This window comes from Pseudomonas sp. PKS (genome assembly GCF_051913525.1).
Lineage (GTDB): Bacteria > Pseudomonadota > Gammaproteobacteria > Pseudomonadales > Pseudomonadaceae > Aquipseudomonas > Aquipseudomonas guariconensis_D.
In genome coordinates, this window is record NZ_JBEGDO010000007.1 from 35,120 (window position 1) to 57,272 (window position 22,153).

A 22,153-nucleotide genomic window follows, 5' to 3' on the forward strand; every position below is an offset into this window, starting at 1 on the left:
TGCAAGGCAATGTGCCACTCGATGCTATGACAGTGATGTGACAGTTTCGATTCGTGGCGTCTTGCACAACTATAGTTACACTCAATCGTGCGCGACTTCCTGTAGGACGTAGGTGCGGCTATGATGGGCAACGTTTTTTATTGCTTACGACCTTGGAGATTTCCATGAGCGACAAAATCAAACACGTCACCGACGCCAGCTTCGAGGCCGACGTACTGCAGGCTCAAGGCCCGGTGCTGGTCGACTACTGGGCTGAATGGTGCGGCCCATGCAAGATGATCGCTCCGGTCCTGGACGACATCGCGGCTACCTACGAAGGCAAGCTGACCGTCGCCAAGCTGAACATCGACGAAAACCAGGAAACCCCTGCCAAGCATGGCGTGCGTGGTATCCCGACTCTGATGCTGTTCAAGAACGGCAACGTCGAGGCGACCAAGGTCGGCGCCCTGTCCAAGTCCCAGCTGGCTGCGTTCCTCGACGCCCACCTGTGATGTGAAAAGGCCCCGCAAATGCGGGGCTTTTTTTTGGCCCGAGGGGCTTGTGAGCGCGGCGTTGCCCGCGAATTCGAGGGGGAAGCCACGGTCGCCCTCGCAGGTAAACCCGGTCCCATGAGGCACGATTTACCCAGTCAAAACCCCTAGACGTCGAAAAAATCAAGTGTTACATTCGGCCTCGCACTGTTTCTCCAGTGCCCTCTGCACGCCGTCGCCGAAGCATCCCTAATTCGAATCAGTACGCGATCCTGTCGCCATCTAGCGGCGCGGCCTCATTAAGCCAACGCTTAATTCTCCCTTCTTACATGATTACGTCACTCCCCTTATGAACCTGACTGAACTCAAGCAAAAGCCGATTACCGATCTTTTGGAAATGGCCGAACAGATGGGCATCGAAAACATGGCCCGTTCGCGCAAACAGGACGTGATTTTCGCCCTGCTGAAGAAGCATGCGAAAAGCGGCGAAGAGATCTCGGGTGACGGCGTGCTGGAGATTCTCCAGGATGGTTTCGGTTTCCTGCGTTCGGCGGATGCCTCCTACCTGGCCGGCCCTGACGATATCTACGTCTCGCCCAGCCAGATCCGTCGCTTCAACCTGCGCACCGGTGACACCATCGTCGGCAAGATCCGTCCGCCGAAGGAAGGGGAGCGTTACTTCGCCCTGCTGAAAGTCGACACCATCAACTTCGACCGTCCGGAAAACGCGAAGAACAAGATCCTGTTCGAGAACCTGACCCCGCTGTTCCCGAACGAACGTCTGAAGATGGAAGCCGGCAACGGCTCCACCGAAGACCTCACTGGTCGTGTCATCGACCTGTGCGCTCCGATCGGCAAAGGCCAGCGTGGCCTGATCGTCGCTCCGCCGAAAGCGGGCAAGACCATCATGCTGCAGAACATCGCGGCCAACATTACCCGTAACAACCCCGAGTGCCACCTGATCGTCCTGCTGATCGACGAGCGCCCGGAAGAAGTGACCGAGATGCAGCGCACCGTGCGCGGCGAAGTGGTCGCCTCGACCTTCGACGAGCCGCCGACCCGTCACGTGCAGGTTGCCGAGATGGTCATCGAGAAGGCCAAGCGCCTGGTCGAGCACAAGAAGGACGTGGTCATCTTGCTCGACTCCATCACCCGTCTGGCCCGTGCCTACAACACCGTCATTCCGAGCTCCGGCAAAGTCCTGACCGGTGGTGTCGACGCCCACGCCCTGGAAAAGCCAAAGCGCTTCTTCGGTGCTGCCCGTAACATCGAGGAAGGCGGTTCGCTGACCATCATCGCCACCGCGCTGGTCGAAACCGGCTCGAAGATGGACGAAGTGATCTACGAAGAGTTCAAGGGCACCGGCAACATGGAACTGCCGCTGGACCGTCGCATTGCCGAGAAGCGCGTGTTCCCGGCCATCAACATCAACAAGTCCGGTACCCGTCGCGAAGAGCTGCTGACCGCCGACGACGAACTGCAGCGCATGTGGATCCTGCGCAAGCTGCTGCACCCGATGGATGAAGTTGCCGCTATCGAATTCCTGGTCGACAAGCTCAAGCAGACCAAGACCAATGACGAGTTCTTCCTGTCGATGAAGCGCAAGTAAGCGCTGCAGATCAGGATGTAATTGGGGCCGCCTCGTGCCCCTTCGCGGGTAAATCCGCTTCCACAGGTTTCGTGCGATCCTGGTGGGAGCAGGTTTACATGCGAAGGGCCGCGAAGCGGCCCCAAGTCATTTTTGCCCCCAACAAAGCCTTGAACGGCGCTACACTCTGCAACCCGATCGATACGGCCAACACGAGGCTCCTGCATGCAGTATCGCGACTTGCGCGACTTCATCCGTGGCCTGGAACAGCGCGGTGAACTCAAGCGCATCCAGGTTCCGATCTCCCCCATCCTGGAAATGACCGAAGTCTGCGACCGCACCCTGCGCGCCAAGGGCCCGGCGCTGCTGTTCGAGAAGCCCACCGGCTTCGACATGCCTGTGCTGGGCAACCTGTTCGGGACGCCGGAGCGAGTGGCCATGGGCATGGGCGCCGAGTCGGTCGATGAGCTGCGTGAAATCGGTAAGCTGCTGGCCTTCCTCAAGGAGCCCGAGCCGCCGAAAGGCCTCAAGGACGCCTGGTCCAAGCTGCCGATCTTCAAGAAAGTCGTGTCCATGGCGCCGAAAGTCGTCAAGGATGCGGTGTGCCAAGAAGTCGTGGTCGAGGGCGAAGATGTCGACCTCACCCAACTGCCGATCCAGCACTGCTGGCCAGGCGATGTGGCGCCACTGATCACCTGGGGCCTGACCGTCACCCGCGGCCCCAACAAGGATCGTCAGAACCTCGGCATCTACCGCCAGCAGCTGATTGGCCGCAACAAGGTCATCATGCGTTGGCTGAGCCACCGTGGCGGCGCGCTGGACTACCGTGAGTGGTGCGAGAAGCACCCCGGCCAGCCATTCCCCGTGGCCGTTGCCTTGGGTGCGGACCCGGCGACCATCCTCGGCGCCGTGACCCCGGTGCCGGACACGCTCTCCGAATACGCCTTCGCAGGCCTGTTGCGCGGCAATCGCACCGAGCTGGTCAAATGCCGTGGCAGCGACCTGCAGGTGCCAGCCACTGCCGAAATCATCCTCGAAGGGGTGATCCACCCAGGCGAAATGGCCCCGGAAGGGCCGTATGGCGATCACACCGGTTACTACAACGAGGTGGACAGCTTCCCGGTCTTCACCGTCGAGCGCATCACTCACCGGCAAAAGCCGATCTACCACAGCACCTACACTGGCCGTCCGCCTGATGAGCCGGCGATCCTGGGCGTGGCGCTGAACGAAGTGTTCGTGCCGATCCTGCAGAAGCAGTTCCCGGAGATCGTGGATTTCTACCTGCCGCCGGAAGGCTGCTCGTACCGGATGGCGGTGGTGACCATGAAAAAGCAGTATCCAGGGCACGCCAAGCGCGTGATGCTGGGTGTGTGGTCGTTCCTGCGACAGTTCATGTACACCAAGTTCGTTATTGTCACCGACGATGACATCAACGCCCGCGACTGGAACGACGTGATCTGGGCCATCACCACGCGCATGGACCCCAAGCGTGATACGGTGATGATCGACAACACGCCGATCGACTACCTCGACTTCGCGTCGCCGGTATCGGGCCTGGGGTCGAAGATGGGCCTGGATGCCACGCACAAGTGGCCGGGCGAGACTACACGCGAATGGGGGCGTGCCATCGTCAAGGACGAGGCCGTCACCCGCCGTATCGATGAGCTGTGGGATCAGTTGGGAATAGATTGATGCAGGTAACGTTGCAGCCGTCCGGAGCGGTACTGGCCGTCGAGCCCGGAGAACGGATTCTGGATGCGGCCCGGCGTCTGGGTTATGACTGCCCCAACAGCTGCCGCAACGGCAATTGCCACGTTTGCGCCGCGCTGCTGGTAGAGGGGCGCGTGCGCCAAGAGGGTGAAGTTCGCGATCATGGCGAGCTGTTCACCTGCATCGCCGAGCCGCTGGAGGACTGCGTGGTGCTCTGGGATGGTGTGCTGGCCCTGGGTGAGTTGCCGGTGCGCAAGCTGGCCTGCACCTTGAGTGAGTGCGTCGAGGTCGGTGGCGATGTCTGGCGCGTGCGCCTGCGCGCCCCCGCCGGCAAGCCACCGCGCTATCACGCCGGACAATACCTGATGATCGAGCGTGAGGGAGCCGACAAGGCGGCCTTCTCCCTGGCATCGGCCCCCCATGGCGGTCGTGACCTGGAGCTGCATGTGCTGGCACGTGAAAACAGCGCCCGGCAACTGATCAGCCAGTTGCAGCGCGATGGCGTGGCGCGTATCGAGCTGCCGTTCGGTGACGCGCACCTGGCCGAATTGCCGGACGGGCCGCTGGTGTTGATCGCCGCCGGTACCGGCATGGGCCAGATGCACAGTCTGATCGAGCATTGTCGCGCTCAAGGCTTCAAGCACCCGGTTCACCTGTATTGGGGCGTGCGTCGACCCGAGGACTTCTACCAGATCGAGCATTGGGCCGAGTGGGAGCAGTTGCCGAATCTGTTCCTGCACAAGGTGGTGAGTGATCTGTGCGGTTGGGAAGGACGCTGCGGGCTGTTGCATGAAGCGGTCTGCGAAGATATCGCTGACCTGAATCACGTGCATGTCTATGCCAGCGGCTCGCCCACCATGGTCTATGCGACCCTGGATGCGCTGGTCGAGGCCGGCATGGACGCGCATCGCATGCGCGCCGATGTTTTCGCCTACGCGCCGCGGGCCTGAAACAGCACACGGCACGCCGCAAGGGTGTGCCGTTTTTAATAACCGAAGAGTTTCGTCAGTATTATAAGGCGCTCATTGTTGCCGCCGCGGTTAATAACTTTCACTATACTCGGAACAATACTTGGCTGTTATCCGCAAAGGCAGATGAATACTGGCCTGAGGCAACACTTTTGGCTTGAGTTCAAGGCACTTTCTGCCGTACGGTAATTCCAGCGGGGCGTCACGGCTTTTACAGTGACAGCCTTCGGTAGTTTACGGGGAATAATGGCGGCAGCATGATGTCGGCACTTGAAAGTTCATCGTGGCAGGTGACATATCCACCTTCGCTGGATTTCGGTCAGCAGTTGACCCATGAGCAGTTGCATCACTCCATGAAACTGACCATGTCGCGCCACGAAGGTGGGCCGGTGTGGTTGTTCGCCTACGGTTCGCTGATCTGGCGACCGGAATGCAATTCGGTCGAGCGCCAGCGGGCGCGGGTGCATGGGTATCACCGGGGCCTGTATCTATGGTCCCACGAGCACCGTGGCACGCCCGATTGCCCGGGGCTTGTGTTCGGCCTGGACCGTGGCGGCTCGTGCAGCGGTTTTGCCTACCGCCTGGACGAGAACAACCTGGATGACTCGCTGATGGCCCTGTGGCAACGCGAGATGCCGTACCCGGCCTACCGGCCGCATTGGCTCAACTGCCGGTTGAGCGACGGCAGCAAGGTGCAGGCCCTGGGCTTTGTGCTGGAGCGACATCTGCCGTGCTATGCGGGCAATCTGCCGGACGCGTTGCTCAGCCAGATTCTGGCCAGCGCCAAGGGGCGCTATGGCAGTACCCGGGATTATGTCGAACAAACGCTCAACGCCTTGCGCAGCCATCAGATGCCCGATCGCAATCTGGAAGCGCGGTTCCGCAGGTGCCATAACCTGCGTGAGGTGTAGGAAACGCCTGTTCCCCATTGAGTGCTTGCGACCCTCGGGGCTGCCTTGCCGCCCTGAGCAGGCCTCGCCAGCCCCATGACGTTCTATTTGGTCAGCACCACCAACTTGCCCACGGCCTTGCGCTGCGCCAATCGCTCGATGGCTGCTCCGGCTTCTGCCAGCGCATAAGTCTGCGACACCAGCGGCTTGAGCTTGCCCTCGGCATGCCAGGCGAACAACTGGCGGAAGTTGGCAGCGTTGTCCTCGGGCTGGCGCTGGGCGAAAGCACCCCAGAACACGCCCAGCACTGCGGCACCCTTGAGCAGTGCCAGATTCACGGGTAGCTGGGGGATGGTCCCGCTGGCAAAACCCACCACCAGTAGTCGGCCGTTCCAGGCCAGACCGCGTACAGCCTGCTCGAACAGTTCGCCACCCACCGGGTCGTAGACCACATCCACGCCCTGGCCGCCGGTCAGGCGCTTGATTTCATCCTTCAGGCTGGCCTGGCCGTAGTCGATCAGCTCATCGGCCCCGGCGGCCTTGGCGACGGCGAGCTTCTCGGCGCTGCTGGCCGCCGCGATTACCCGGGCGCCCATGGCTTTGCCGATCTGCACTGCGGCCAAGCCCACGCCACCGGACGCGCCGAGCACCAGGAGGGTTTCGCCGGCTTTGAGTTGGCCGCGCTGGCGCAGGGCATGCATCGAGGTGCCATAGGTCATGCCGAACGCTGCAGCGGTGGCGAAGTCCATCGACGCGGGAATCGGCAGCACGTTATAGAAGGGCACGGCGACCTGCTCGGCGAAGGCGCCCCAGCCGGTCAAAGCCATGACCCGGTCGCCGACCGCGAAGGCGCCGGCCTTCTCGCCGACCGCCGACACCACGCCGGCCGCTTCGCCACCGGGGGAGAACGGCAGCGGTGGCTGGAACTGGTACTTGCCCTCGATGATCAAGGTGTCGGGAAAGTTGACACCGGCGGCGTGAACGTCCAGCAGAAGCTCGTTCTTCTTCGGTACCGGGCTTGCAACCTCCTCCAGCACCAGGTTTTGCGCAGGGCCGAGGGTTTTGCACAACACTGCTTTCATCGGGGCTATTCCTTTGCGTGCGTTGGCCGATAAGTGTAGGAGGGGCACGAGACGGGTCAACGAGCATGCCCCGCCCTGATGGGGCGGCATAAGCCCGGGCTTGGGTTTGAGCGATGTGCTGGGTAAGCTGGCGCCAACTGTATTGAGGAGCGAATTCGTGAAAGCGTGGATCTTGATGATGCTGGCCTTGCTGTTGCCGGTGACGGCCCTGGCCGAGGAAGCCAAGGAAGGAGAGCCCAAGGTGTCCTACATCAGCCTGAGCCCACCTTTCGTCGGCAACTATGCCCTCGACGGCAGCCCCAAGCTGCGGGTGTACAAGGCCGACGTGGCCCTGCGCGTGACCGGTGATGCCGCGGCCAGCGCGGTCAAGCACCATGAACCGCTGATTCGCAACCAGCTGGTGGCACTGTTCACCCAGCAGGGTGTGGACAACATGAGCAATGTCGAGGCCAAGGAAAAGCTGCGCCAAGAAGCGCTCAAGCAGGTCCAGCAGGTGATGGAGGCCGAGGAAGGCAAGCCGATTGTCGAGGACTTGTTGTTCAATAACCTGATCGTGCAGTAAAGGCTGTTTCGCGGGTGAACCCGCTTCCGCAAGGATTACCGCCGGGCCTGTGGGAGCGGCGTTACCGCAAAGGGTCGCAAAGCGGCCCCATGCACTGGGTCAGGGCGTCAGCGCCAAAATCGCCGCCCATTGTTCGGCCGTGACCGGCATCACCGACAACCGGCTGCCTTTTTGCACCAATGGCAGTTCGTCGAGCGCGGCCTGCTGCTTGAGCAGCCCGAGGCCCAGCACCTGGCGAAAGGTCTTCACGTGTGCCACGTCCACGGCGCTCCAGGGGTTCTTCTCGGCAGTGGCCTTAGCGTCGTAGTAGTGGCTCTCGGGGTCGAGCGCGGTCGGGTCGGGATAGGCCGAGGCAGTGATGCGTGCGATACCGGCAATGCCTGGCTGCGGGCAGCTGGAGTGGTAGAAGAAGAACTCATCGCCCACGCTCATGGCGCGCAGGAAATTACGGGCCTGATAGTTGCGCACCCCATCCCAGCGCGCCTGTCCAAGGCCTGCCAGGGCTTCGATGGAGAGCTCGTCGGGCTCGGATTTCATCAGCCAATAGGCCATGGGTGAGGCTCCTGAAAAAGTTTGAAATAACCTGACGCATTTAACCGACAGTCGGTTGGCGTCAACGTTTGCGTGTCGACTCAGGTTGTCGGAAAATGCGCCGATTTTAAGCTTGACGCTCCGGCAGCACCAAGAAGGTTGCCGAGCCTGACTGTTTGCCTAGGGGGGCAATCATCAATGAACCAACGCAAACCGGACCTGCTCTGGATCCTGGTCTTTATCTTTGGCCTGGGTGTCGTCACCACCGGTTATGCCCAGAGTTTCCTTGAGCGCAAGGTAGACGCCGCCTACCAGATGCCGGTCGATCCAGCCCAGCCGCAGCGCTGATCTGGCCGCGGGCGCCGTTCAAGTCGGCGCCAGGTACCAGCCTCGGTCCGAGACCGTCCCCTTGAGCGGAACATCCCAACTGGCCTGAGCCAGCCGCTCCACCTTCTGGCACTCATGGGCCAGCCCCAGCAGCAGCGGTTTCTTCCACGTCTTGCGGCGCGCCTGATAGGCCAGGCTGCGGTCATAGAAGCCGCCACCCATGCCCAGGCGCCCCCCCACCTCGTCGAATCCCACCAATGGCAGCAGGATCAGGTCCAGTGACCAGATCGGCCGTTGGCGCTTGCGTTCGACCACAGGTTCAGGAATGCGGAAGCGGTTGGGGCGTAGCTTTTCGCCGTGCTCGAAACGCTGGAACACCATGCGCGTGCGCGGCCAGGCATGCAGCACCGGCAGGTAGACACGCTTGCCACGTCGTTGGGCCTCGCGCAGCAACAGACGCGGATCGATCTCGCCATCGTTGGGCAGGTACAGGGCGATGTGTCGGGCGCGGCGGAACAACGGATGCTGGGCCAGCTGTCGGTAGACGCCGAGGGAGGCTTGGCGTTGTTGGGCGGGTGTCAGTGCGCGGCGGGCATTGCGAAGCAGACGGCGCAATTGGGGGCGGGTGAGCGGCGCGGTGTCGGTCATGGCACAGGCGTTCCCAGATGTGCCGGACGCCGTGGCGACCGGACGATTTGCCCGCCAGGGCAGGCGGGCAAGAAAAATTCAGGCTCCCCGACAAGACCGCTATCGGTGTAGCCCTTGAACCCGAAAGTTCAAGGTGGAGATTGCAGGGGGCGTTAAGGCTTTCCGTCGGGCGGACATGCACACCGGCCCCAGCGTGCAACCCCCGTGGTTGTGCGTATCGGCTCAGGGACATAACCGACTGGCGCATCCCCCAGGGAGTGGCGCCAGTATACCAAGCTCAGCCGATTTTGGTATCCGCGTCGTCGGACAGCGCCTGGTCGACCCGCTCGAGCAGGTCGCGCACTTGCTCGCGTGTGGTGCCGCTGGCGGCAACATCCGGACGCTCCTGACGGTGCAACAGTTCGTGGGTGATGTTCAGGGCTGCCATGACCGCGATGCGGTCCGCGCCGATCACCTTGCCGCTGCTGCGGATCTCGCGCATCTTGCCATCCAGATAGCGGGCGGCGCTGACCAGGTTGTTGCGCTCTTCCGGCGGGCAGATGATCGAGTATTCCTTGTCGAGGATCTGGACGGTGACGCTATTGCTTGAACTCATGAGTCTTGCTCCAGGGCCTTGAGGCGTAAAATCATCGACTCGACCTTGCGCCTTGCGATCTCGTTCTTTTCGATGAGGTGGGCGCGCTCCTCGCGCCAGGATTTTTCCTGCGCTAGTAGGAGTGCATTTTGCCGTTTTAGTTGCTCGACACGCTCGATCAGCAACTCGAATCGGCTCATCAGCGCTTGCAAGTCGTTCTCTGGCATGGGTTGCACTCGATTCGCTCCCTCGTTGACTGCCTGGCGATCATGCCTCTTCCGGGGGCGGTACAGCCAGTGCGGATGGTCTTGGCGCGCCTGCCGGTGCTAGGATACAAGGTCTTCATTCTAGTCATTGCGCCGCCTGGCGCCTAGCTGCCCATGCCCAATACCCAATCGCCCTACACTGCCTTCGCCACGCTGCTCTCCAGCAATGGCCATCCTGTCTCCCCCGCCGAACTGCACGGCCTGCTGATCGGTCGCAGCTGCGCCGGCGCAGGCTTCGACGCCGATTCCTGGCTGGCCGACGCCGCCGGTGCGCTGGAGAACGAGCCGGTGGACGCCGTGCGCGCCGCCTTGCTCGGCCTGCAGGAAATGGTCAAGGCCGAGCTCACTGGCGAGGACATCGCCATTGTCCTGCTGCTGCCGGGCGACGATGCGCCGCTGACCGAGCGTGCCACTGCCCTGGGCCAATGGTGCCAGGGCTTCATCACAGGCTTCGGCCTCAATGCCGGCGGCAAGGACCTCTCCGACGAAGCCAAGGAAGTCCTGCAGGACCTGGTGGCCATTTCCCAGGTTCAGGACGCCCTCGAAGAGTCCGAGGACGGCGAGAGCGACTACATGGAAGTCATGGAATACCTGCGCGTCGCCCCGTTGCTGCTGTACACGGAGTTGGCCAAACCCGCCGCGCCCGCGCCCAAGCCATCGCTGCACTGATACCCCGGGGGTCCTGCCCATGAGCCATATTCCGAAGGCCGAATATGCCCGTCGGCGCAAGGCGCTGATGGCGCAGATGGTCCCCAACAGCATCGCCATCCTGCCGGCGGCCGCGGTTGCCATCCGCAATCGCGACGTCGAGCACGTTTACCGGCAGGACAGCGACTTCCAGTACCTGAGCGGCTTCCCCGAGCCCGAGGCGGTCATCGCCCTGATCCCTGGCCGTGAGCATGGCGAGTACGTGCTGTTCTGCCGCGAGCGCAACCCTGAGCGTGAGCTGTGGGATGGCCTGCGTGCCGGCCAGGAAGGTGCGATCCGCGACTTTGGCGCCGACGACGCCTTCCCCATCACCGATATCGACGAGATCCTGCCCGGTCTGATCGAAGGCCGCGACCGGGTCTATACCGCCATGGGCAGCAATCCCGAGTTCGACCGTCGGCTGATGGAGTGGATCAACGTGATCCGCTCCAAGGCGCGGCTCGGCGCCCAGCCTCCGAACGAATTCGTTGCCCTGGATCACCTGCTGCACGACATGCGCCTGTATAAATCGGCGGCAGAGGTGAAGGTGATGCGCACCGCCGCGAAGATTTCCGCGCAGGCTCACGTGCGGGCCATGCAAGCGTGCCGGGCCGGGTTGCACGAATACAGCCTGGAAGCAGAGCTGGATTACGTGTTCCGCAAGGGCGGCGCAAAGATGCCGGCCTATGGCTCGATCGTCGCGGCTGGTCGCAACGCCTGCATCCTGCACTACCAGCAGAACGACGCCCCGCTCAAGGATGGCGACCTGGTGCTGATCGACGCCGGCTGTGAAATCGATTGCTATGCCAGCGACATCACCCGGACCTTCCCGGTCAGCGGGCGTTTCTCGCCGGAGCAGAAGGCTATCTACGAACTGGTGCTCAAGGCCCAGGCCGCCGCGTTCGCCGAAATCGCGCCGGGCAAGCACTGGAATCACGCCCATGAGGCGACCGTGCGGGTCATCACCGAAGGGCTGGTGGAGTTGGGGTTGCTCAAGGGTGACGTGCAGGCGCTGATCGACAGCGAGGCCCATCGTGCGTTCTACATGCACCGCGCCGGCCACTGGCTGGGCATGGATGTGCACGATGTGGGCGACTACAAGGTGGGTGGGCAGTGGCGCGTGCTCGAGCCGGGCATGGCGCTGACCGTCGAGCCGGGTATCTACATTGCCGCCGACAACCAGAACGTCGCGAAGAAATGGCGCGGCATCGGCGTAAGGATCGAGGACGACGTGGTGGTAACCAAGCAAGGCTGTGAGATTCTGACCTCCGACGTGCCGCGTACGGTTGCCGAGATCGAGGCATTGATGGCCGACGCCCGCAAGGACGTGGCATGAACCGGGTCAACCTGGCGATCATCGGTGGCGGCCTGGTCGGGGCCAGCCTGGCCCTGGCCTTGCAGGCCGGCGCCAAGGCGCGGGGCTGGAAGATCCTGCTGATCGAGCCCTTCGCCCCGGGTCACAGTTTCCAGCCCAGCTACGATGCCCGCTCCTCGGCGTTGTCCTATGGCACCCGACAAATCTATGAGCAGTTGGGCCTGTGGCAGGTGATCAGCCAACGCGCCGAGCCAATCAGCCAGATCCAGGTGTCCGACCGTGGCCGCTTCGGCGCCACCCGCCTGGATGCGATCGAGGAAGGCGTGCCGGCGCTGGGCTATGTGGTGGAGAACGCCTGGCTTGGCCAATGCCTGTGGCAGAGCCTGGATGCCGATGTGGTGAGCTGGCGTTGTCCGGCTGAGGTCAAGGCCATGCAGGCCATCGCTGGCGGCTACCGCCTGTTGCTGGACGACGACACCAGCCTCGAATGCGACCTCGCGGTGCTCGCCGACGGTGGCCGCTCGGGCTTGCGTGAACAGCTGGGCATCCATGTCCGGCGTACCCCCTATGAGCAAAGCGCACTGATCGCCAACATCACCCCGGGCGAAGCCCATCGCGGGCAGGCCTTCGAACGCTTCACCGAGCAGGGCCCGATGGCCTTGCTGCCGCTGCCGGAAAACCGCTGTGCGCTCGTCTGGACCCGCCAAGGGATGGACGCCCAGCGCTTGGCCGAGATCGATGAGCGCAGCTTCCTGCGTGAACTGCAGGACGTGTTCGGCTACCGCCTGGGCGCCCTGCGTCAGGTAGGGGTGCGCCATCTGTATCCGCTTGCCTTGATCGAAGCCCAGGAACAGGTGCGTCCACATCTGGTGGTGCTGGGCAACGCGGCCCACAGCCTGCATCCGATCGCAGGGCAGGGCTTCAACCTGTCGCTGCGTGACGTGCAGTCGCTGGCCGAGGCCTTGCTGGCCGGCCCGCAGCCGCTGGGCGACCTGGCCACGTTGCAGGCCTACCATCAGCGCCAGCAACTGGACCAGGCCATGACCATCGGTTTCTCCGACCAGGTGACCCGCTTGTTCGGCAGCAACCAGCCCTTGCTGGCCGCCGGTCGCAACCTTGGGCTGCTCGGCCTGGACCTGCTGCCTCCGGCCAAGCGCTGGTTTGCCCGCCAGGCCATGGGCCTGGGTACACGTCCCGACCCGCGAGGCCGTGCATGAGCGATTCGCGCAGGCTCGCCCGCAAGGCCCGCATGTTGCGGTGGCTGCTCAATCTCTACCCACCCTACCTGGGCGCCGGGATCCGTGTGCAGCACATCAGTCCCGACATGCGCAGCATCAGGGTGCGGATGAAGCTGACCCGTTGGAACCGTAATTATGTCGGCACCCAGTTCGGCGGCAGCCTCTATTCGATGGTCGATCCTTTCTACATGTTGTTATTGATCGAGCGACTCGGGCGTGAATACATCGTCTGGGACAAGGCTGCCAGCATCGACTTCATCGCACCCGGCAAAGGCCCAGTGTTCGCTGATTTCCATATCGATGACGCGTTGCTGGAGGACATTCGCCAGCAGACCGCCAGCGGCAAGAAGTACCTGCCTCGTTTGCAGGTCGATATCCGCGACGGCGCCGGCGAGCTGGTGGCGCGGGTCGATAAAACCCTTTATGTGCGGCTCAAGCCGCAAGCGAGGCAGGCGTAAGGCATGGACATGCGCGCAGATCTGTTGATTGTCGGTGCCGGTATGGTCGGCAGCGCCCTGGCGTTGGCCTTGCGCCACAGCGGCCTGGAAATTCTCCTGCTCGACGGCAGCCCGCTGTCGGTCAAACCCTTCGACGCCCAAGGGCCGTTCGAACCGCGCGTCAGTGCCCTGTCGGCGGCCAGCCAACGCATCCTCGAGCGCCTGGGCGCCTGGGAAGGCATCGCCGGGCGGCGGGTCTCGCCGTACACGGACATGCACGTCTGGGATGGCAGCGGCACGGGTCAGATCCACTTCTCGGCAGCCAGCGTGCACGCCCAGGTGCTCGGCCATATCGTCGAGAACCGGGTGGTGCAGGATGGCCTGCTGGAGCGTCTTCACGACAGTGACGTCGGCCTGTTGCCCAATGCTCGCCTGGAGCAGATGCGCCGCTCTGGCGACGAATGGCTGCTGACCTTGGCCGATGGGCGGACCCTGCGTGCGCCGCTGGTGGTGGCCGCCGATGGCGCCAACTCCGCGGTCCGCAAGCTGACCGGTTGTGAAACCCGTGAGTGGGATTACCTGCACCATGCCATCGTCACCAGCGTGCGCTGCAGCGAGGCGCACCAGGCCACGGCCTGGCAACGCTTTACCGATGAAGGGCCTCTGGCCTTCCTGCCGTTGTCCCGTGATGACGGGCAGGCCTGGTGCTCGATCGTCTGGTCGACCACGCCGGAGCAGGCCGAGAAACTCATGGCCTTGGATGACGCCGCCTTCTGCGAGGCGCTCGGTCGTGCTTTCGAGGGACACCTGGGTGAGGTGTTGAGTGCCGATCCGCGGGTTTGCGTGCCGCTGCGCCAGCGCCATGCCAAGCGTTATGTGGACGAGGGGTTGGCGCTGATCGGCGACGCCGCGCACACCATCCATCCGCTGGCAGGACAGGGCGTCAACCTGGGCTTCCTGGATGCTGCCGTGTTGGCCGAGGAGCTGGAACGCGCCTGCGAGCGTGGCGAACGGCTGGCCGACGTGAAGGTGCTGAGCCGCTTCGAGCGGCGACGCATGCCGCACAACTTGGCGTTGATGGCAGCGATGGAAGGTTTCGAGCGCTTGTTCCAGGCCGATCCATTGCCGCTGCGCTGGCTACGCAACAGCGGGTTGAAGCTGGTGGAGCAGATGCCGGAGGCCAAGGCGTTGTTCGTGCGCCAGGCGCTGGGGCTTTCCGGGGACCTGCCGGCGTTGGCCAAGGCCTGAGGGATAGTCTGGCAACATTCGGTAACGTCTGCGCAGGTGAGGTGGATAATGGGATTCACTACCATTTGCACCTCTCAACTCAGCGAGGAATACCCCGATGTTGCCACGCAAGCCCCTATTGGCCGCCCTGGCCCTGACCCTGTTCGGCGGCACTGCCCAGGCGGCGGACGAAGTGGTGGTGTATTCCTCGCGCATCGACGAGCTGATCAAGCCAGTGTTCGACGCCTACACCGCCAAGACCGGCGTCAAGATCAAGTTCATCACCGACAAGGAAGCCCCATTGATGCAACGCATCAAGGCCGAGGGCGAGAACGGCGTGGCCGACCTGCTGCTCACCGTCGATGCTGGCAACCTCTGGCAGGCTGAGCAGATGGGCATCCTGCAACCGATCAAATCGGACGTCATCGACCAGAACATCCCTTCCCAGTACCGCGCTTCCTCCCACGACTGGACAGGCCTGAGCCTGCGTGCGCGGACCATTGCCTACTCCACCGAGCGGGTAAAACCCCAGGAACTGACCACCTACGAAGCCCTGGCCGACAAGCAATGGGAAGGCCGTCTGTGCCTGCGCACGGCCAAGAAGGTCTACAACCAGTCGCTGACCGCGACCCTGATCGAGAACCACGGCGAGGCCAAGACCCAGGAAATCATCAAGGGTTGGGTCAACAACCTGTCCACCGATGTGTTCTCCGACGACACTGCTGTGCTCCAGGCCATCGAGGCCGGCCAATGCGACGTGGGCATCGTCAACACTTACTACTACGGTCGTCTGCACAAGGAAAAGCCCAACCTGCCGGTCAAGCTGTTCTGGCCCAACCAGGGCGACCGTGGCGTGCATGTCAACTTGTCGGGCATTGGCCTGACCAAGCACGCGCCGCATCCGGAGGCGGCGAAGAAGCTGGTCGAGTGGATGACCGGCGTCGAGGCGCAGAAGCTGTTTGCCGACATCAACCAGGAATTCCCGGCCAACCCGAAGGTCCAACCGTCCGAGGAAGTCGCGGCCTGGGGTAGTTTCAAGGCCGACAGCATTCCGGTGGAAGTGGCCGGAAAACGCCAGGCCGAGGCCATCCGCTTGATGGACCGGGCTGGCTGGAACTAAGCCCCAGGCTTTATCCTTCAGGGCCTGCAAAGGCCCTTCGCGGGTAACCCGCTCCCCAGGAACACCTGCTCCCTTGAGCGTGCGCAGGTCCTGGTGGGAGCGGGTTTACCCGCGAACGACCGCGCAGCGGTCGCCATCAGCACAGAGACGTTCGCCTTGCCCCACACCCTCCAACGCCGTTGGTACCTCCCAGTCTTTCTCGTCGCTGCTTTGGTGCTCTTGCCCCTTAGTGTGCTGCTGCTGGCCTGGCAGTCGATCGACATGCAGATCTGGTCGCACCTGCTCGACACCCAGATGAGCCGCTTGCTGGGCAACACGCTCACGCTGGTGCTGGGGGTGGGCGTCGGGGTGACGGTGCTGGGCGTGAGCCTGGCCTGGCTGACTAGCCTTTGCCAGTTCCCCGGTAGACGCTGGCTGGACTGGGCGCTGATGCTGCCCTTCGCCATCCCAGCCTACGTGCTGGCATTCGTCTTCGTCGGCCTGCTCGATTTCGCTGGCCCCGTGCAGACTGCCCTGCGTGAGGTGTTCGGGCCCATGCGCCTGCCACGGGTACGCTCCACTGGCGGTGTGATCACCGTGCTGGTGCTGGTGTTCTACCCCTACGTCTACCTACTGGCGCGTAGCGCCTTCCTGGCCCAGGGCAAGGGGTTGATGGAGGCGGCACGCGTGCTTGGACTGTCGCCGCTGCAGGCATTCTGGCGCGTGGCGCTGCCCATGGCCCGGCCCGCCATCGGTGCGGGCATCGCCTTGGCTCTCATGGAAACCCTGGCAGATTTCGGCGCCGTTGCGGTGTTCAACTTCGATACCTTCACCACGGCCATCTACAAGACCTGGTATGGCTTCTTCAGCCTTTCCAGCGCGGCGCAGCTGGCCAGCCTGTTGCTGCTGGTGGTGATGCTGGTGCTGTACGGTGAGCGGCGGGCTCGCGGCAAAACCCGCCAGGGCAACGAGCGGCCCCGGGGGCAGGTGCTCTATCACCTGCGCGGCCTCAAGGCGCTGGCGGCTACCGGGTGGTGCCTGCTGGTATTCGCCTGTGCCTTCGTCATCCCGCTGCTGCAGTTGCTGGCGTGGTTCTGGCAGCGGGGTCGGCATGACCTTGACGAGCGGTACGTCGGCCTGGTGCTGCATACCCTCTACCTGGGCGCCATGGCCGCTTTGATCACGGTCAGCGTGGCCCTGCTGCTGGCCTTTGCGCGGCGCCAGTCGCCAACCCGGGGCATCCGCGTCGGGGTGGGCGTGGCCAACCTGGGCTATGCCCTGCCCGGCTCGGTACTGGCCGTGTCGATCATGCTTGCCTTCAGCTACCTGGACAATCAATGGGTGGTACCGCTGTCCCGATGGTTGGGCGGCGCCGGCAAACCGTTGCTGCTGGGCAGCCTCTGGGCTTTGCTGCTGGCCTACCTGGTGCGCTTCATGGCCGTGGCCTACGGTCCGCTGGAGAGCAGTCTGGAGCGTATCCGGCCGTCGCTGCCGGAGGCTTCGCGCAGTCTGGGGGTCGGTGGCGTGGGGTTGTTTTTCAAGGTGTATCTGCCATTGCTGGTGCCGGGGGCCCTGAGTGCGGCGCTGCTGGTGTTCGTCGATGTGCTCAAGGAGATGCCGGCGACGCTGCTGATGCGACCGTTCGGCTGGGACACCCTTGCCGTCAGGGTGTTCGAGATGACCAGCGAAGGCGAATGGGCACGTGCCTCGCTGCCAGCGCTGACGCTGGTGCTGGTCGGCCTGCTGCCGGTCATCGGGTTGATCCGCCGTTCGGCTCGACGTCCCGGGCATCGTCACTGAGGGTGCCAGGCTCCGCCCTTGCGGCTACAATGCGCGGCATTCGCTGCGGCGGGTCCTGAACAAGATCAGGTAACGAATCAACGTTGCCGACCGCCGCTGCCTCGCCACGCCCGGAAGGAGAAACCCATGGGACAGCGTACGCCTCTGTATGACCTGCACCTGGCGCTCGGCGCCAAGATGGTCGATTTCGGTGGTTGGGACATGCCCCTGCACTACGGTTCGCAAGTCGAAGAGCACCATCAGGTGCGCAGTGACTGCGGCGTCTTCGATGTATCCCACATGACCGTCATCGACGTTGCCGGCGACCAGGCCACACCCTGGCTGCAACGTTTGTTGGCCAACGATGTGGCCCGTCTGGACAGCCCCGGCAAGGCGCTGTACAGCCCGTTGCTCAACGCCGACGGCGGCGTTATCGACGACCTGATCGCCTACCGCACGGAAATCGGCTATCGCCTGGTGGCCAACGCCGCCACCCGCGACAAAGTCCTCACCTGGTTGCAGGCGCAGAGCGCCGGTTTCGCCGTCAATTTCGTCGAGCGCTCCGAGCTCGCCATCCTCGCCATCCAGGGCCCTCATGCCCGCGAAAAAGTCGCCCAGTTGCTCAGTGCCTCGCGCGCTGCGCTGGTGCGTGAGCTGCGCCCGTTCGAAGGGGTCGCCGAAGGTGACTGGTTCATTGCCCGCACCGGCTACACCGGCGAGGACGGCCTGGAGATCATCTTCCCCGGCCAGCAGGCCCCGGCCTTCTTCAACGATCTGGTCGGTGCAGGCATTGCGCCGAGCGGCCTCGGTGCGCGCGACACGTTGCGCCTGGAAGCTGGCATGAACCTTTACGGCCAGGACATTGACGAAAACCATACCCCGCTGACCTCCAACCTGGGCTGGAGCGTCGCCTGGGAACCGGCCGAGCGCGACTTCATCGGGCGTACCGGCCTGCTTGCGGAAATCGAGCAGGGTGTGCAGGAGAAACTGGTCGGCCTGGTGCTGGAGGAACGTGGTGTACTGCGCGCCCATCAGGTGGTGCGGGTAGCCGGGATTGGCGAAGGAGAGATCACCAGTGGTAGTTTCTCGCCTACGCTGAGCAAATCCATCGCCTTGGCGCGTGTGCCCATGGCCACGGGCGAGCGTGCCGAGGTGGAGATTCGTGGCAAGTGGTATCCGGTGCGGGTGGTCAAGCCGACCTTCGTGCGCCATGGAAAGATTCTGATCTGAACAATTACCGGCGGGCTGACCGCTGAGCCAATCGAGGAAGACAACAGATGAGCAATATCCCCGCCGAACTGCGTTTTGCCGAAAGCCACGAGTGGGCACGCCTGGAAGCCGACGGCAGCGTGACCGTCGGTATCAGCGATCATGCCCAGCAAGCCCTGGGTGATGTGGTGTTCGTCGAACTGGCAGAAGTGGGCAAGGTGTTTGCCGCCGGTGACGCCGCGGGCGTGGTCGAGTCGGTCAAGGCCGCTTCGGATATCTACGCACCTGTGGCCGGCGAAGTCATCGCCGTCAACGAAGACCTGGCTGACAGCCCTGAACTGCTCAACGAAGAGCCCTACAGTGCCTGGATCTTCAAGCTCAAGCCAAGCAACCCAGCCGAGCTGGACAACCTGCTGGACGCTGCTGGCTACCAAGCTGCCATCGGCGAGTAAGCCTTCCTGGCGCACGTAAACCCCTCCTGCAGGCGTGATCCGAAGCCTATGGGAGCGGGTTTACCCGCGAAGAAGTCACTGAACAACGCAAGTTTTCACGCAGCATGGGCAATCCCTTCCTAGACTTGTAAGTCTCCATGAGACCTGGTCCAGGAAGAGACGATCGCCATGTCCCAGTCGCCATCCTTGAGTCAACTGCAAGAGCTCAACCCCTTCCTGCGTCGTCACCTGGGGCCTGATGCCTCGGAGCAGAAGGCCATGCTCGATGCCCTCGGTATCGCCAGTCGCACCGAACTGATCGAGCAGACCGTCCCCCCAGGCATCCGCCTGGCCCGCCCGCTGGACCTTCCGCCCGCCCTGGATGAGCAAGCTGCCCTGGCCAAGCTGGCCGGGTACGCGGAGCAGAACCAGATCTGGACCAGCCTGATCGGCATGGGTTACCACGGGACCATCACGCCCACCGTCATCCTGCGCAACGTGCTGGAGAATCCGGGCTGGTACACCGCCTACACGCCCTACCAGCCGGAAATCGCCCAAGGGCGGCTGGAGGCGCTGCTGAACTTCCAGCAGACGGTGATCGACCTGACCGGCCTAGCCCTGGCCAATGCCTCGTTGCTCGATGAAGCCACTGCGGCGGCCGAGGCCATGGCCCTAGCCAAGCGGATGGCCAAGAGCAAGAGCAATGTCTTCTTTGCCGACGAGCACTGCCATCCGCAAACGCTCTCGGTGCTGCGCACCCGCGCCGAGGGCTTCGGCTTCGAGCTGATCGTCGATTCGCTGGACAACCTGGGCAAGCATCAGGTGTTCGGCGCTTTGTTGCAGTATCCCGACACCCATGGAGAAGTGCGCGACCTGCGTCCGCTGATCGACCAACTGCATGGCCAGCACGCCCTGGCCTGCGTCGCGGCGGATATCCTCAGCCTGGTGGTGCTCACCCCGCCCGGAGAACTGGGGGCCGATGTGGTGCTGGGCTCGACCCAGCGTTTTGGCGTACCCATGGGCTATGGCGGCCCCCATGCCGCGTATTTTGCCTGTCGTGATGAGTTCAAGCGGGCGATGCCGGGGCGCATCATCGGCGTCTCACGCGATGCCCGCGGCAATACCGCCCTGCGCATGGCCTTGCAGACCCGCGAGCAGCACATCCGCCGCGAGAAGGCCAATTCCAACATCTGCACTGCTCAGGTGCTGTTGGCCAACATCGCCGGGTTCTACGCGGTCTACCATGGTCCTGAAGGGCTCAGGCGCATCGCCCAGCGGGTTCATCGGCTGACGTTCGTCCTTGCCGCAGGCCTCGAGGCCAAGGGCATCAAGCGGGTAAACCAGCACTTCTTCGATACCTTGACCCTCGACGTCGGCGGTACCCAGGCGGCGATCATCGAAAGCGCCGAGAAGGCCCGGATCAATTTGCGCATTCTTGGGCGCGGACACCTGGGCGTCAGCCTGGACGAGACCTGTACCGAGGCGACGGTGATGCGCCTGTTCGATATCTTCCTGGGCGTCGACCATGGACTGCGCATCGCCGACCTCGACGCCTTGGCACTCCCCGAAGGCATTCCGGGGGCTCTGGTCCGGCGTACGCCGTTGCTCACGCATCCGGTGTTCAACCTGCACCACAGCGAAACCGAGATGCTGCGCTACCTCAAGCAGCTGGAGAACAAGGACCTGGCGCTGAACCAGTCGATGATCCCGCTGGGCTCGTGCACCATGAAGCTCAATGCCACCAGCGAGATGATCCCCATCACCTGGCCTGGCTTCGCCTCGCTGCATCCCTTCGTCCCCGCAGGCCAGGCCCAGGGCTACAAGGGCATGATCGACGAGCTGGAAAGCTGGTTGTGCGCCATCACCGGCTTCGATGCCATCTGCATGCAGCCCAATTCGGGCGCCCAAGGCGAATATGCAGGGTTGATGGCAATCACCCGCTATCACCAGAGCCGCCATCAGCCGCAGCGGACCCTGTGCCTGATTCCATCATCGGCGCACGGTACAAACCCTGCGTCGGCGCAGATGGCTGGCATGGAGGTGGTGATCGTCGATTGCGACGATGATGGCAACGTCGACCTCGACGACCTCAAGGCCAAGGCACGCGCTGCTGGCGATAGGCTTTCCTGCCTGATGATCACCTACCCCTCGACCCATGGGGTCTACGAGGAAGGCATTCGCGAGATCTGTGAAGTCATCCACCAGCAGGGTGGCCAGGTGTACATGGACGGCGCCAACCTCAATGCCCAGGTCGGCCTGACACGGCCGGCCGACATCGGTGCCGACGTCTCGCACATGAACCTGCACAAGACCTTCTGCATCCCCCATGGCGGTGGGGGCCCCGGCATGGGGCCGATCGGGGTGCGTGCCCACCTCAAGTCGTTCGTTGCCAGCCACCCGGTGGTGCCGGTGCCAGGGCTCGACCCGAACAACAGTGCAGTCAGCGCTGCGCCCTGGGGCAGTGCGAGCATCTTGCCGATCAGCTGGATGTACATCGCGATGATGGGGCCGCAACTGGCCGATGCCAGCGAGGTGGCGATCCTTTCGGCCAACTACCTGGCCCACCGGCTCGATGGCGCGTTCCCGGTGTTGTACCGGGGCCGCAACGAGCGTGTGGCCCACGAATGCATCCTCGACCTGCGCCCGCTCAAGGCGCTGACCGGCATCACCGAGGAGGACGTGGCCAAGCGCCTGATGGACTACGGCTTCCATGCGCCGACCATGTCCTTCCCGGTGCCGGGTACCTTGATGGTCGAGCCGACCGAGAGCGAATCCAAGGCTGAGCTGGACCGCTTTGTCGAGGCGATGCTGGCGATCCGGGCGGAGATCGATGAAGTGAAGGACGGCAACTGGCCCGCCGAGGACAACCCGCTCAAGCATGCCCCGCATACCCTGGCCGATGTGCTAGCGCCCTGGACGCGCCCCTACAGCCTGGAGCAAGGCGTAGCCCCCAGTGCTCACGTGCGCTTGCACAAGTACTGGCCAGCGGTGAACCGGGTCGACAACGTGTATGGGGACAGGAACCTGTTCTGCTCGTGCGTGCCGGTGGAGGCGTATCGCTGAGGCCGATGTCAGGCCATCCAAGGTAGGTGGTGAAGCAGAGGGAAATGGGCGG

At 63.4% G+C, this 22,153-nt stretch carries 22 protein-coding genes and 1 other RNA gene; 17 read left to right on the forward strand and 6 right to left on the reverse strand.

Annotated features, from left to right (window positions below; all coding sequences use genetic code 11):
• Positions 1-164 precede the first annotated feature (164 nt).
• The 5 genes from trxA to ABOA88_RS09520 all read left to right on the forward strand — a co-directional run bounded on the left by trxA (position 165) and on the right by ABOA88_RS09520 (position 5,647).
• On the forward strand, positions 165-491 hold the full coding sequence (trxA, locus tag ABOA88_RS09500) for a thioredoxin TrxA (protein ID WP_012274768.1): 327 nt from the start codon (positions 165-167) through the stop codon (positions 489-491).
• Positions 492-819: 328 nt separating this feature from the next.
• Positions 820-2,079: a transcription termination factor Rho gene (gene rho / locus ABOA88_RS09505; protein ID WP_043212134.1), complete on the forward strand. Its 1,260-nt coding sequence runs from the start codon at positions 820-822 to the stop codon at positions 2,077-2,079.
• A 204-nt stretch (positions 2,080-2,283) separates the two neighbouring features.
• Positions 2,284-3,750 carry a 4-hydroxy-3-polyprenylbenzoate decarboxylase gene (gene ubiD / locus ABOA88_RS09510; protein ID WP_070093669.1) on the forward strand — a complete coding sequence of 489 codons (1,467 nt, stop codon included), beginning with the start codon at positions 2,284-2,286 and terminating at the stop codon, positions 3,748-3,750.
• Positions 3,750-4,718 carry a CDP-6-deoxy-delta-3,4-glucoseen reductase gene (locus ABOA88_RS09515; RefSeq protein WP_196170704.1) on the forward strand — a complete coding sequence of 323 codons (969 nt, stop codon included), beginning with the start codon at positions 3,750-3,752 and terminating at the stop codon, positions 4,716-4,718. The genes ubiD and ABOA88_RS09515 overlap by 1 nt, the downstream gene beginning before the upstream one ends.
• A gap of 278 nt (positions 4,719-4,996) precedes the next feature.
• On the forward strand, positions 4,997-5,647 hold the full coding sequence (locus ABOA88_RS09520) for a gamma-glutamylcyclotransferase (RefSeq protein ID WP_196170703.1): 651 nt from the start codon (positions 4,997-4,999) through the stop codon (positions 5,645-5,647).
• Between the two features lie 83 nt (positions 5,648-5,730).
• On the opposite strand, the gene ABOA88_RS09525 is transcribed toward ABOA88_RS09520, so the two are convergent.
• Complete coding sequence (locus ABOA88_RS09525) at positions 5,731-6,708, reverse strand: NADPH:quinone oxidoreductase family protein (protein WP_196170702.1); 978 nt, start codon at positions 6,706-6,708, stop codon at positions 5,731-5,733.
• A gap of 157 nt (positions 6,709-6,865) precedes the next feature.
• On the opposite strand from ABOA88_RS09525, the gene ABOA88_RS09530 reads away from it, so the two are divergent.
• On the forward strand, positions 6,866-7,270 hold the full coding sequence (locus tag ABOA88_RS09530) for a flagellar basal body-associated protein FliL (protein ID WP_196170701.1): 405 nt from the start codon (positions 6,866-6,868) through the stop codon (positions 7,268-7,270).
• Positions 7,271-7,369: 99 nt separating this feature from the next.
• Here ABOA88_RS09530 and ABOA88_RS09535 read toward each other — a convergent pair whose 3' ends face one another.
• On the reverse strand, positions 7,370-7,822 hold the full coding sequence (locus ABOA88_RS09535; protein WP_196170700.1) for an EVE domain-containing protein: 453 nt from the start codon (positions 7,820-7,822) through the stop codon (positions 7,370-7,372).
• Positions 7,823-7,999: 177 nt separating this feature from the next.
• Between ABOA88_RS09535 and ABOA88_RS09540 the strand changes: the two genes are divergently transcribed.
• A complete protein-coding gene (locus ABOA88_RS09540; protein WP_167358061.1) occupies positions 8,000-8,149 on the forward strand; it encodes a hypothetical protein in 150 nt (49 codons plus the stop codon).
• Between the two features lie 18 nt (positions 8,150-8,167).
• Here the strand turns inward: ABOA88_RS09540 and ABOA88_RS09545 are convergent, their stop codons facing one another.
• The 4 genes from ABOA88_RS09545 to ABOA88_RS09560 all read right to left on the reverse strand — a co-directional run bounded on the left by ABOA88_RS09545 (position 8,168) and on the right by ABOA88_RS09560 (position 9,577).
• Entirely contained in the window at positions 8,168-8,776 is a 609-nt protein-coding gene (locus tag ABOA88_RS09545) for a 5-formyltetrahydrofolate cyclo-ligase (RefSeq protein WP_196170699.1), read from the reverse strand.
• 80 nt (positions 8,777-8,856) lie between these two features.
• Positions 8,857-9,036: non-coding RNA, 6S RNA (gene ssrS, locus ABOA88_RS09550), on the reverse strand.
• Positions 9,037-9,053: 17 nt separating this feature from the next.
• The gene (locus ABOA88_RS09555) at positions 9,054-9,371 is read right to left on the reverse strand and encodes a cell division protein ZapA (RefSeq protein WP_043212146.1); all 318 of its coding nucleotides are present in this window, start codon (positions 9,369-9,371) and stop codon (positions 9,054-9,056) included.
• Positions 9,368-9,577 (reverse strand): TIGR02449 family protein, encoded by a 210-nt coding sequence (locus tag ABOA88_RS09560; protein WP_043212148.1) that lies wholly within the window; start codon positions 9,575-9,577, stop codon positions 9,368-9,370. The genes ABOA88_RS09555 and ABOA88_RS09560 overlap by 4 nt, the downstream gene beginning before the upstream one ends.
• A 153-nt stretch (positions 9,578-9,730) precedes the next feature.
• On the opposite strand from ABOA88_RS09560, the gene ABOA88_RS09565 reads away from it, so the two are divergent.
• From ABOA88_RS09565 to gcvP, 10 genes are all read left to right on the forward strand, one after another.
• Complete coding sequence (locus ABOA88_RS09565; protein ID WP_043212150.1) at positions 9,731-10,285, forward strand: YecA/YgfB family protein; 555 nt, start codon at positions 9,731-9,733, stop codon at positions 10,283-10,285.
• Between the two features lie 19 nt (positions 10,286-10,304).
• Positions 10,305-11,639, forward strand: a complete 1,335-nt coding sequence (pepP, locus tag ABOA88_RS09570) for a Xaa-Pro aminopeptidase (RefSeq protein WP_367851490.1) — start codon at positions 10,305-10,307, stop codon at positions 11,637-11,639.
• Positions 11,636-12,835: a 2-octaprenyl-6-methoxyphenyl hydroxylase gene (ubiH, locus tag ABOA88_RS09575; RefSeq protein ID WP_196170696.1), complete on the forward strand. Its 1,200-nt coding sequence runs from the start codon at positions 11,636-11,638 to the stop codon at positions 12,833-12,835. The genes pepP and ubiH overlap by 4 nt, the downstream gene beginning before the upstream one ends.
• Positions 12,832-13,314 carry a DUF4442 domain-containing protein gene (locus tag ABOA88_RS09580; RefSeq protein WP_196170695.1) on the forward strand — a complete coding sequence of 161 codons (483 nt, stop codon included), beginning with the start codon at positions 12,832-12,834 and terminating at the stop codon, positions 13,312-13,314. The genes ubiH and ABOA88_RS09580 overlap by 4 nt, the downstream gene beginning before the upstream one ends.
• Before the next feature lie 9 nt (positions 13,315-13,323).
• Positions 13,324-14,541 carry a 2-octaprenyl-3-methyl-6-methoxy-1,4-benzoquinol hydroxylase gene (locus ABOA88_RS09585; RefSeq protein WP_367851538.1) on the forward strand — a complete coding sequence of 406 codons (1,218 nt, stop codon included), beginning with the start codon at positions 13,324-13,326 and terminating at the stop codon, positions 14,539-14,541.
• Positions 14,542-14,638: 97 nt separating this feature from the next.
• Complete coding sequence (locus ABOA88_RS09590; RefSeq protein ID WP_070571787.1) at positions 14,639-15,640, forward strand: extracellular solute-binding protein; 1,002 nt, start codon at positions 14,639-14,641, stop codon at positions 15,638-15,640.
• Between the two features lie 156 nt (positions 15,641-15,796).
• Positions 15,797-17,419, forward strand: coding sequence for an ABC transporter permease (locus tag ABOA88_RS09595; protein WP_367851491.1), 1,623 nt, complete (start codon positions 15,797-15,799; stop codon positions 17,417-17,419).
• Between the two features lie 126 nt (positions 17,420-17,545).
• Positions 17,546-18,628, forward strand: a complete 1,083-nt coding sequence (gene gcvT, locus ABOA88_RS09600; RefSeq protein ID WP_196170693.1) for a glycine cleavage system aminomethyltransferase GcvT — start codon at positions 17,546-17,548, stop codon at positions 18,626-18,628.
• 47 nt (positions 18,629-18,675) lie between these two features.
• Positions 18,676-19,059, forward strand: a complete 384-nt coding sequence (gene gcvH, locus ABOA88_RS09605; protein WP_196170692.1) for a glycine cleavage system protein GcvH — start codon at positions 18,676-18,678, stop codon at positions 19,057-19,059.
• A gap of 168 nt (positions 19,060-19,227) precedes the next feature.
• Positions 19,228-22,101 (forward strand): aminomethyl-transferring glycine dehydrogenase, encoded by a 2,874-nt coding sequence (gene gcvP, locus ABOA88_RS09610; RefSeq protein ID WP_196170691.1) that lies wholly within the window; start codon positions 19,228-19,230, stop codon positions 22,099-22,101.
• Positions 22,102-22,153: the final 52 nt, after the last annotated feature.

Excerpts from the sequence above, each read along its gene's own strand:
- trxA (WP_012274768.1), top strand. The coding sequence starts at position 165 with ATGAGCGACAAAATCAAACACGTCACCGACGCCAGCTTCGAGGCCGAC.
- rho (WP_043212134.1), top strand. The coding sequence starts at position 820 with ATGAACCTGACTGAACTCAAGCAAAAGCCGATTACCGATCTTTTGGAA.
- ubiD (WP_070093669.1), top strand. The coding sequence starts at position 2,284 with ATGCAGTATCGCGACTTGCGCGACTTCATCCGTGGCCTGGAACAGCGC.
- ABOA88_RS09515 (WP_196170704.1), top strand. The coding sequence starts at position 3,750 with ATGCAGGTAACGTTGCAGCCGTCCGGAGCGGTACTGGCCGTCGAGCCC.
- ABOA88_RS09520 (WP_196170703.1), top strand. The coding sequence starts at position 4,997 with ATGTCGGCACTTGAAAGTTCATCGTGGCAGGTGACATATCCACCTTCG.
- ABOA88_RS09525 (WP_196170702.1), bottom strand. The coding sequence starts at position 6,708 with ATGAAAGCAGTGTTGTGCAAAACCCTCGGCCCTGCGCAAAACCTGGTG.
- ABOA88_RS09535 (WP_196170700.1), bottom strand. The coding sequence starts at position 7,822 with ATGGCCTATTGGCTGATGAAATCCGAGCCCGACGAGCTCTCCATCGAA.
- ABOA88_RS09540 (WP_167358061.1), top strand. The coding sequence starts at position 8,000 with ATGAACCAACGCAAACCGGACCTGCTCTGGATCCTGGTCTTTATCTTT.
- ABOA88_RS09545 (WP_196170699.1), bottom strand. The coding sequence starts at position 8,776 with ATGACCGACACCGCGCCGCTCACCCGCCCCCAATTGCGCCGTCTGCTT.
- ABOA88_RS09555 (WP_043212146.1), bottom strand. The coding sequence starts at position 9,371 with ATGAGTTCAAGCAATAGCGTCACCGTCCAGATCCTCGACAAGGAATAC.
- ABOA88_RS09560 (WP_043212148.1), bottom strand. The coding sequence starts at position 9,577 with ATGCCAGAGAACGACTTGCAAGCGCTGATGAGCCGATTCGAGTTGCTG.
- ABOA88_RS09565 (WP_043212150.1), top strand. The coding sequence starts at position 9,731 with ATGCCCAATACCCAATCGCCCTACACTGCCTTCGCCACGCTGCTCTCC.
- pepP (WP_367851490.1), top strand. The coding sequence starts at position 10,305 with ATGAGCCATATTCCGAAGGCCGAATATGCCCGTCGGCGCAAGGCGCTG.
- ubiH (WP_196170696.1), top strand. The coding sequence starts at position 11,636 with ATGAACCGGGTCAACCTGGCGATCATCGGTGGCGGCCTGGTCGGGGCC.
- ABOA88_RS09580 (WP_196170695.1), top strand. The coding sequence starts at position 12,832 with ATGAGCGATTCGCGCAGGCTCGCCCGCAAGGCCCGCATGTTGCGGTGG.
- ABOA88_RS09585 (WP_367851538.1), top strand. The coding sequence starts at position 13,324 with ATGCGCGCAGATCTGTTGATTGTCGGTGCCGGTATGGTCGGCAGCGCC.
- ABOA88_RS09590 (WP_070571787.1), top strand. The coding sequence starts at position 14,639 with ATGTTGCCACGCAAGCCCCTATTGGCCGCCCTGGCCCTGACCCTGTTC.
- gcvT (WP_196170693.1), top strand. The coding sequence starts at position 17,546 with ATGGGACAGCGTACGCCTCTGTATGACCTGCACCTGGCGCTCGGCGCC.
- gcvH (WP_196170692.1), top strand. The coding sequence starts at position 18,676 with ATGAGCAATATCCCCGCCGAACTGCGTTTTGCCGAAAGCCACGAGTGG.
- gcvP (WP_196170691.1), top strand. The coding sequence starts at position 19,228 with ATGTCCCAGTCGCCATCCTTGAGTCAACTGCAAGAGCTCAACCCCTTC.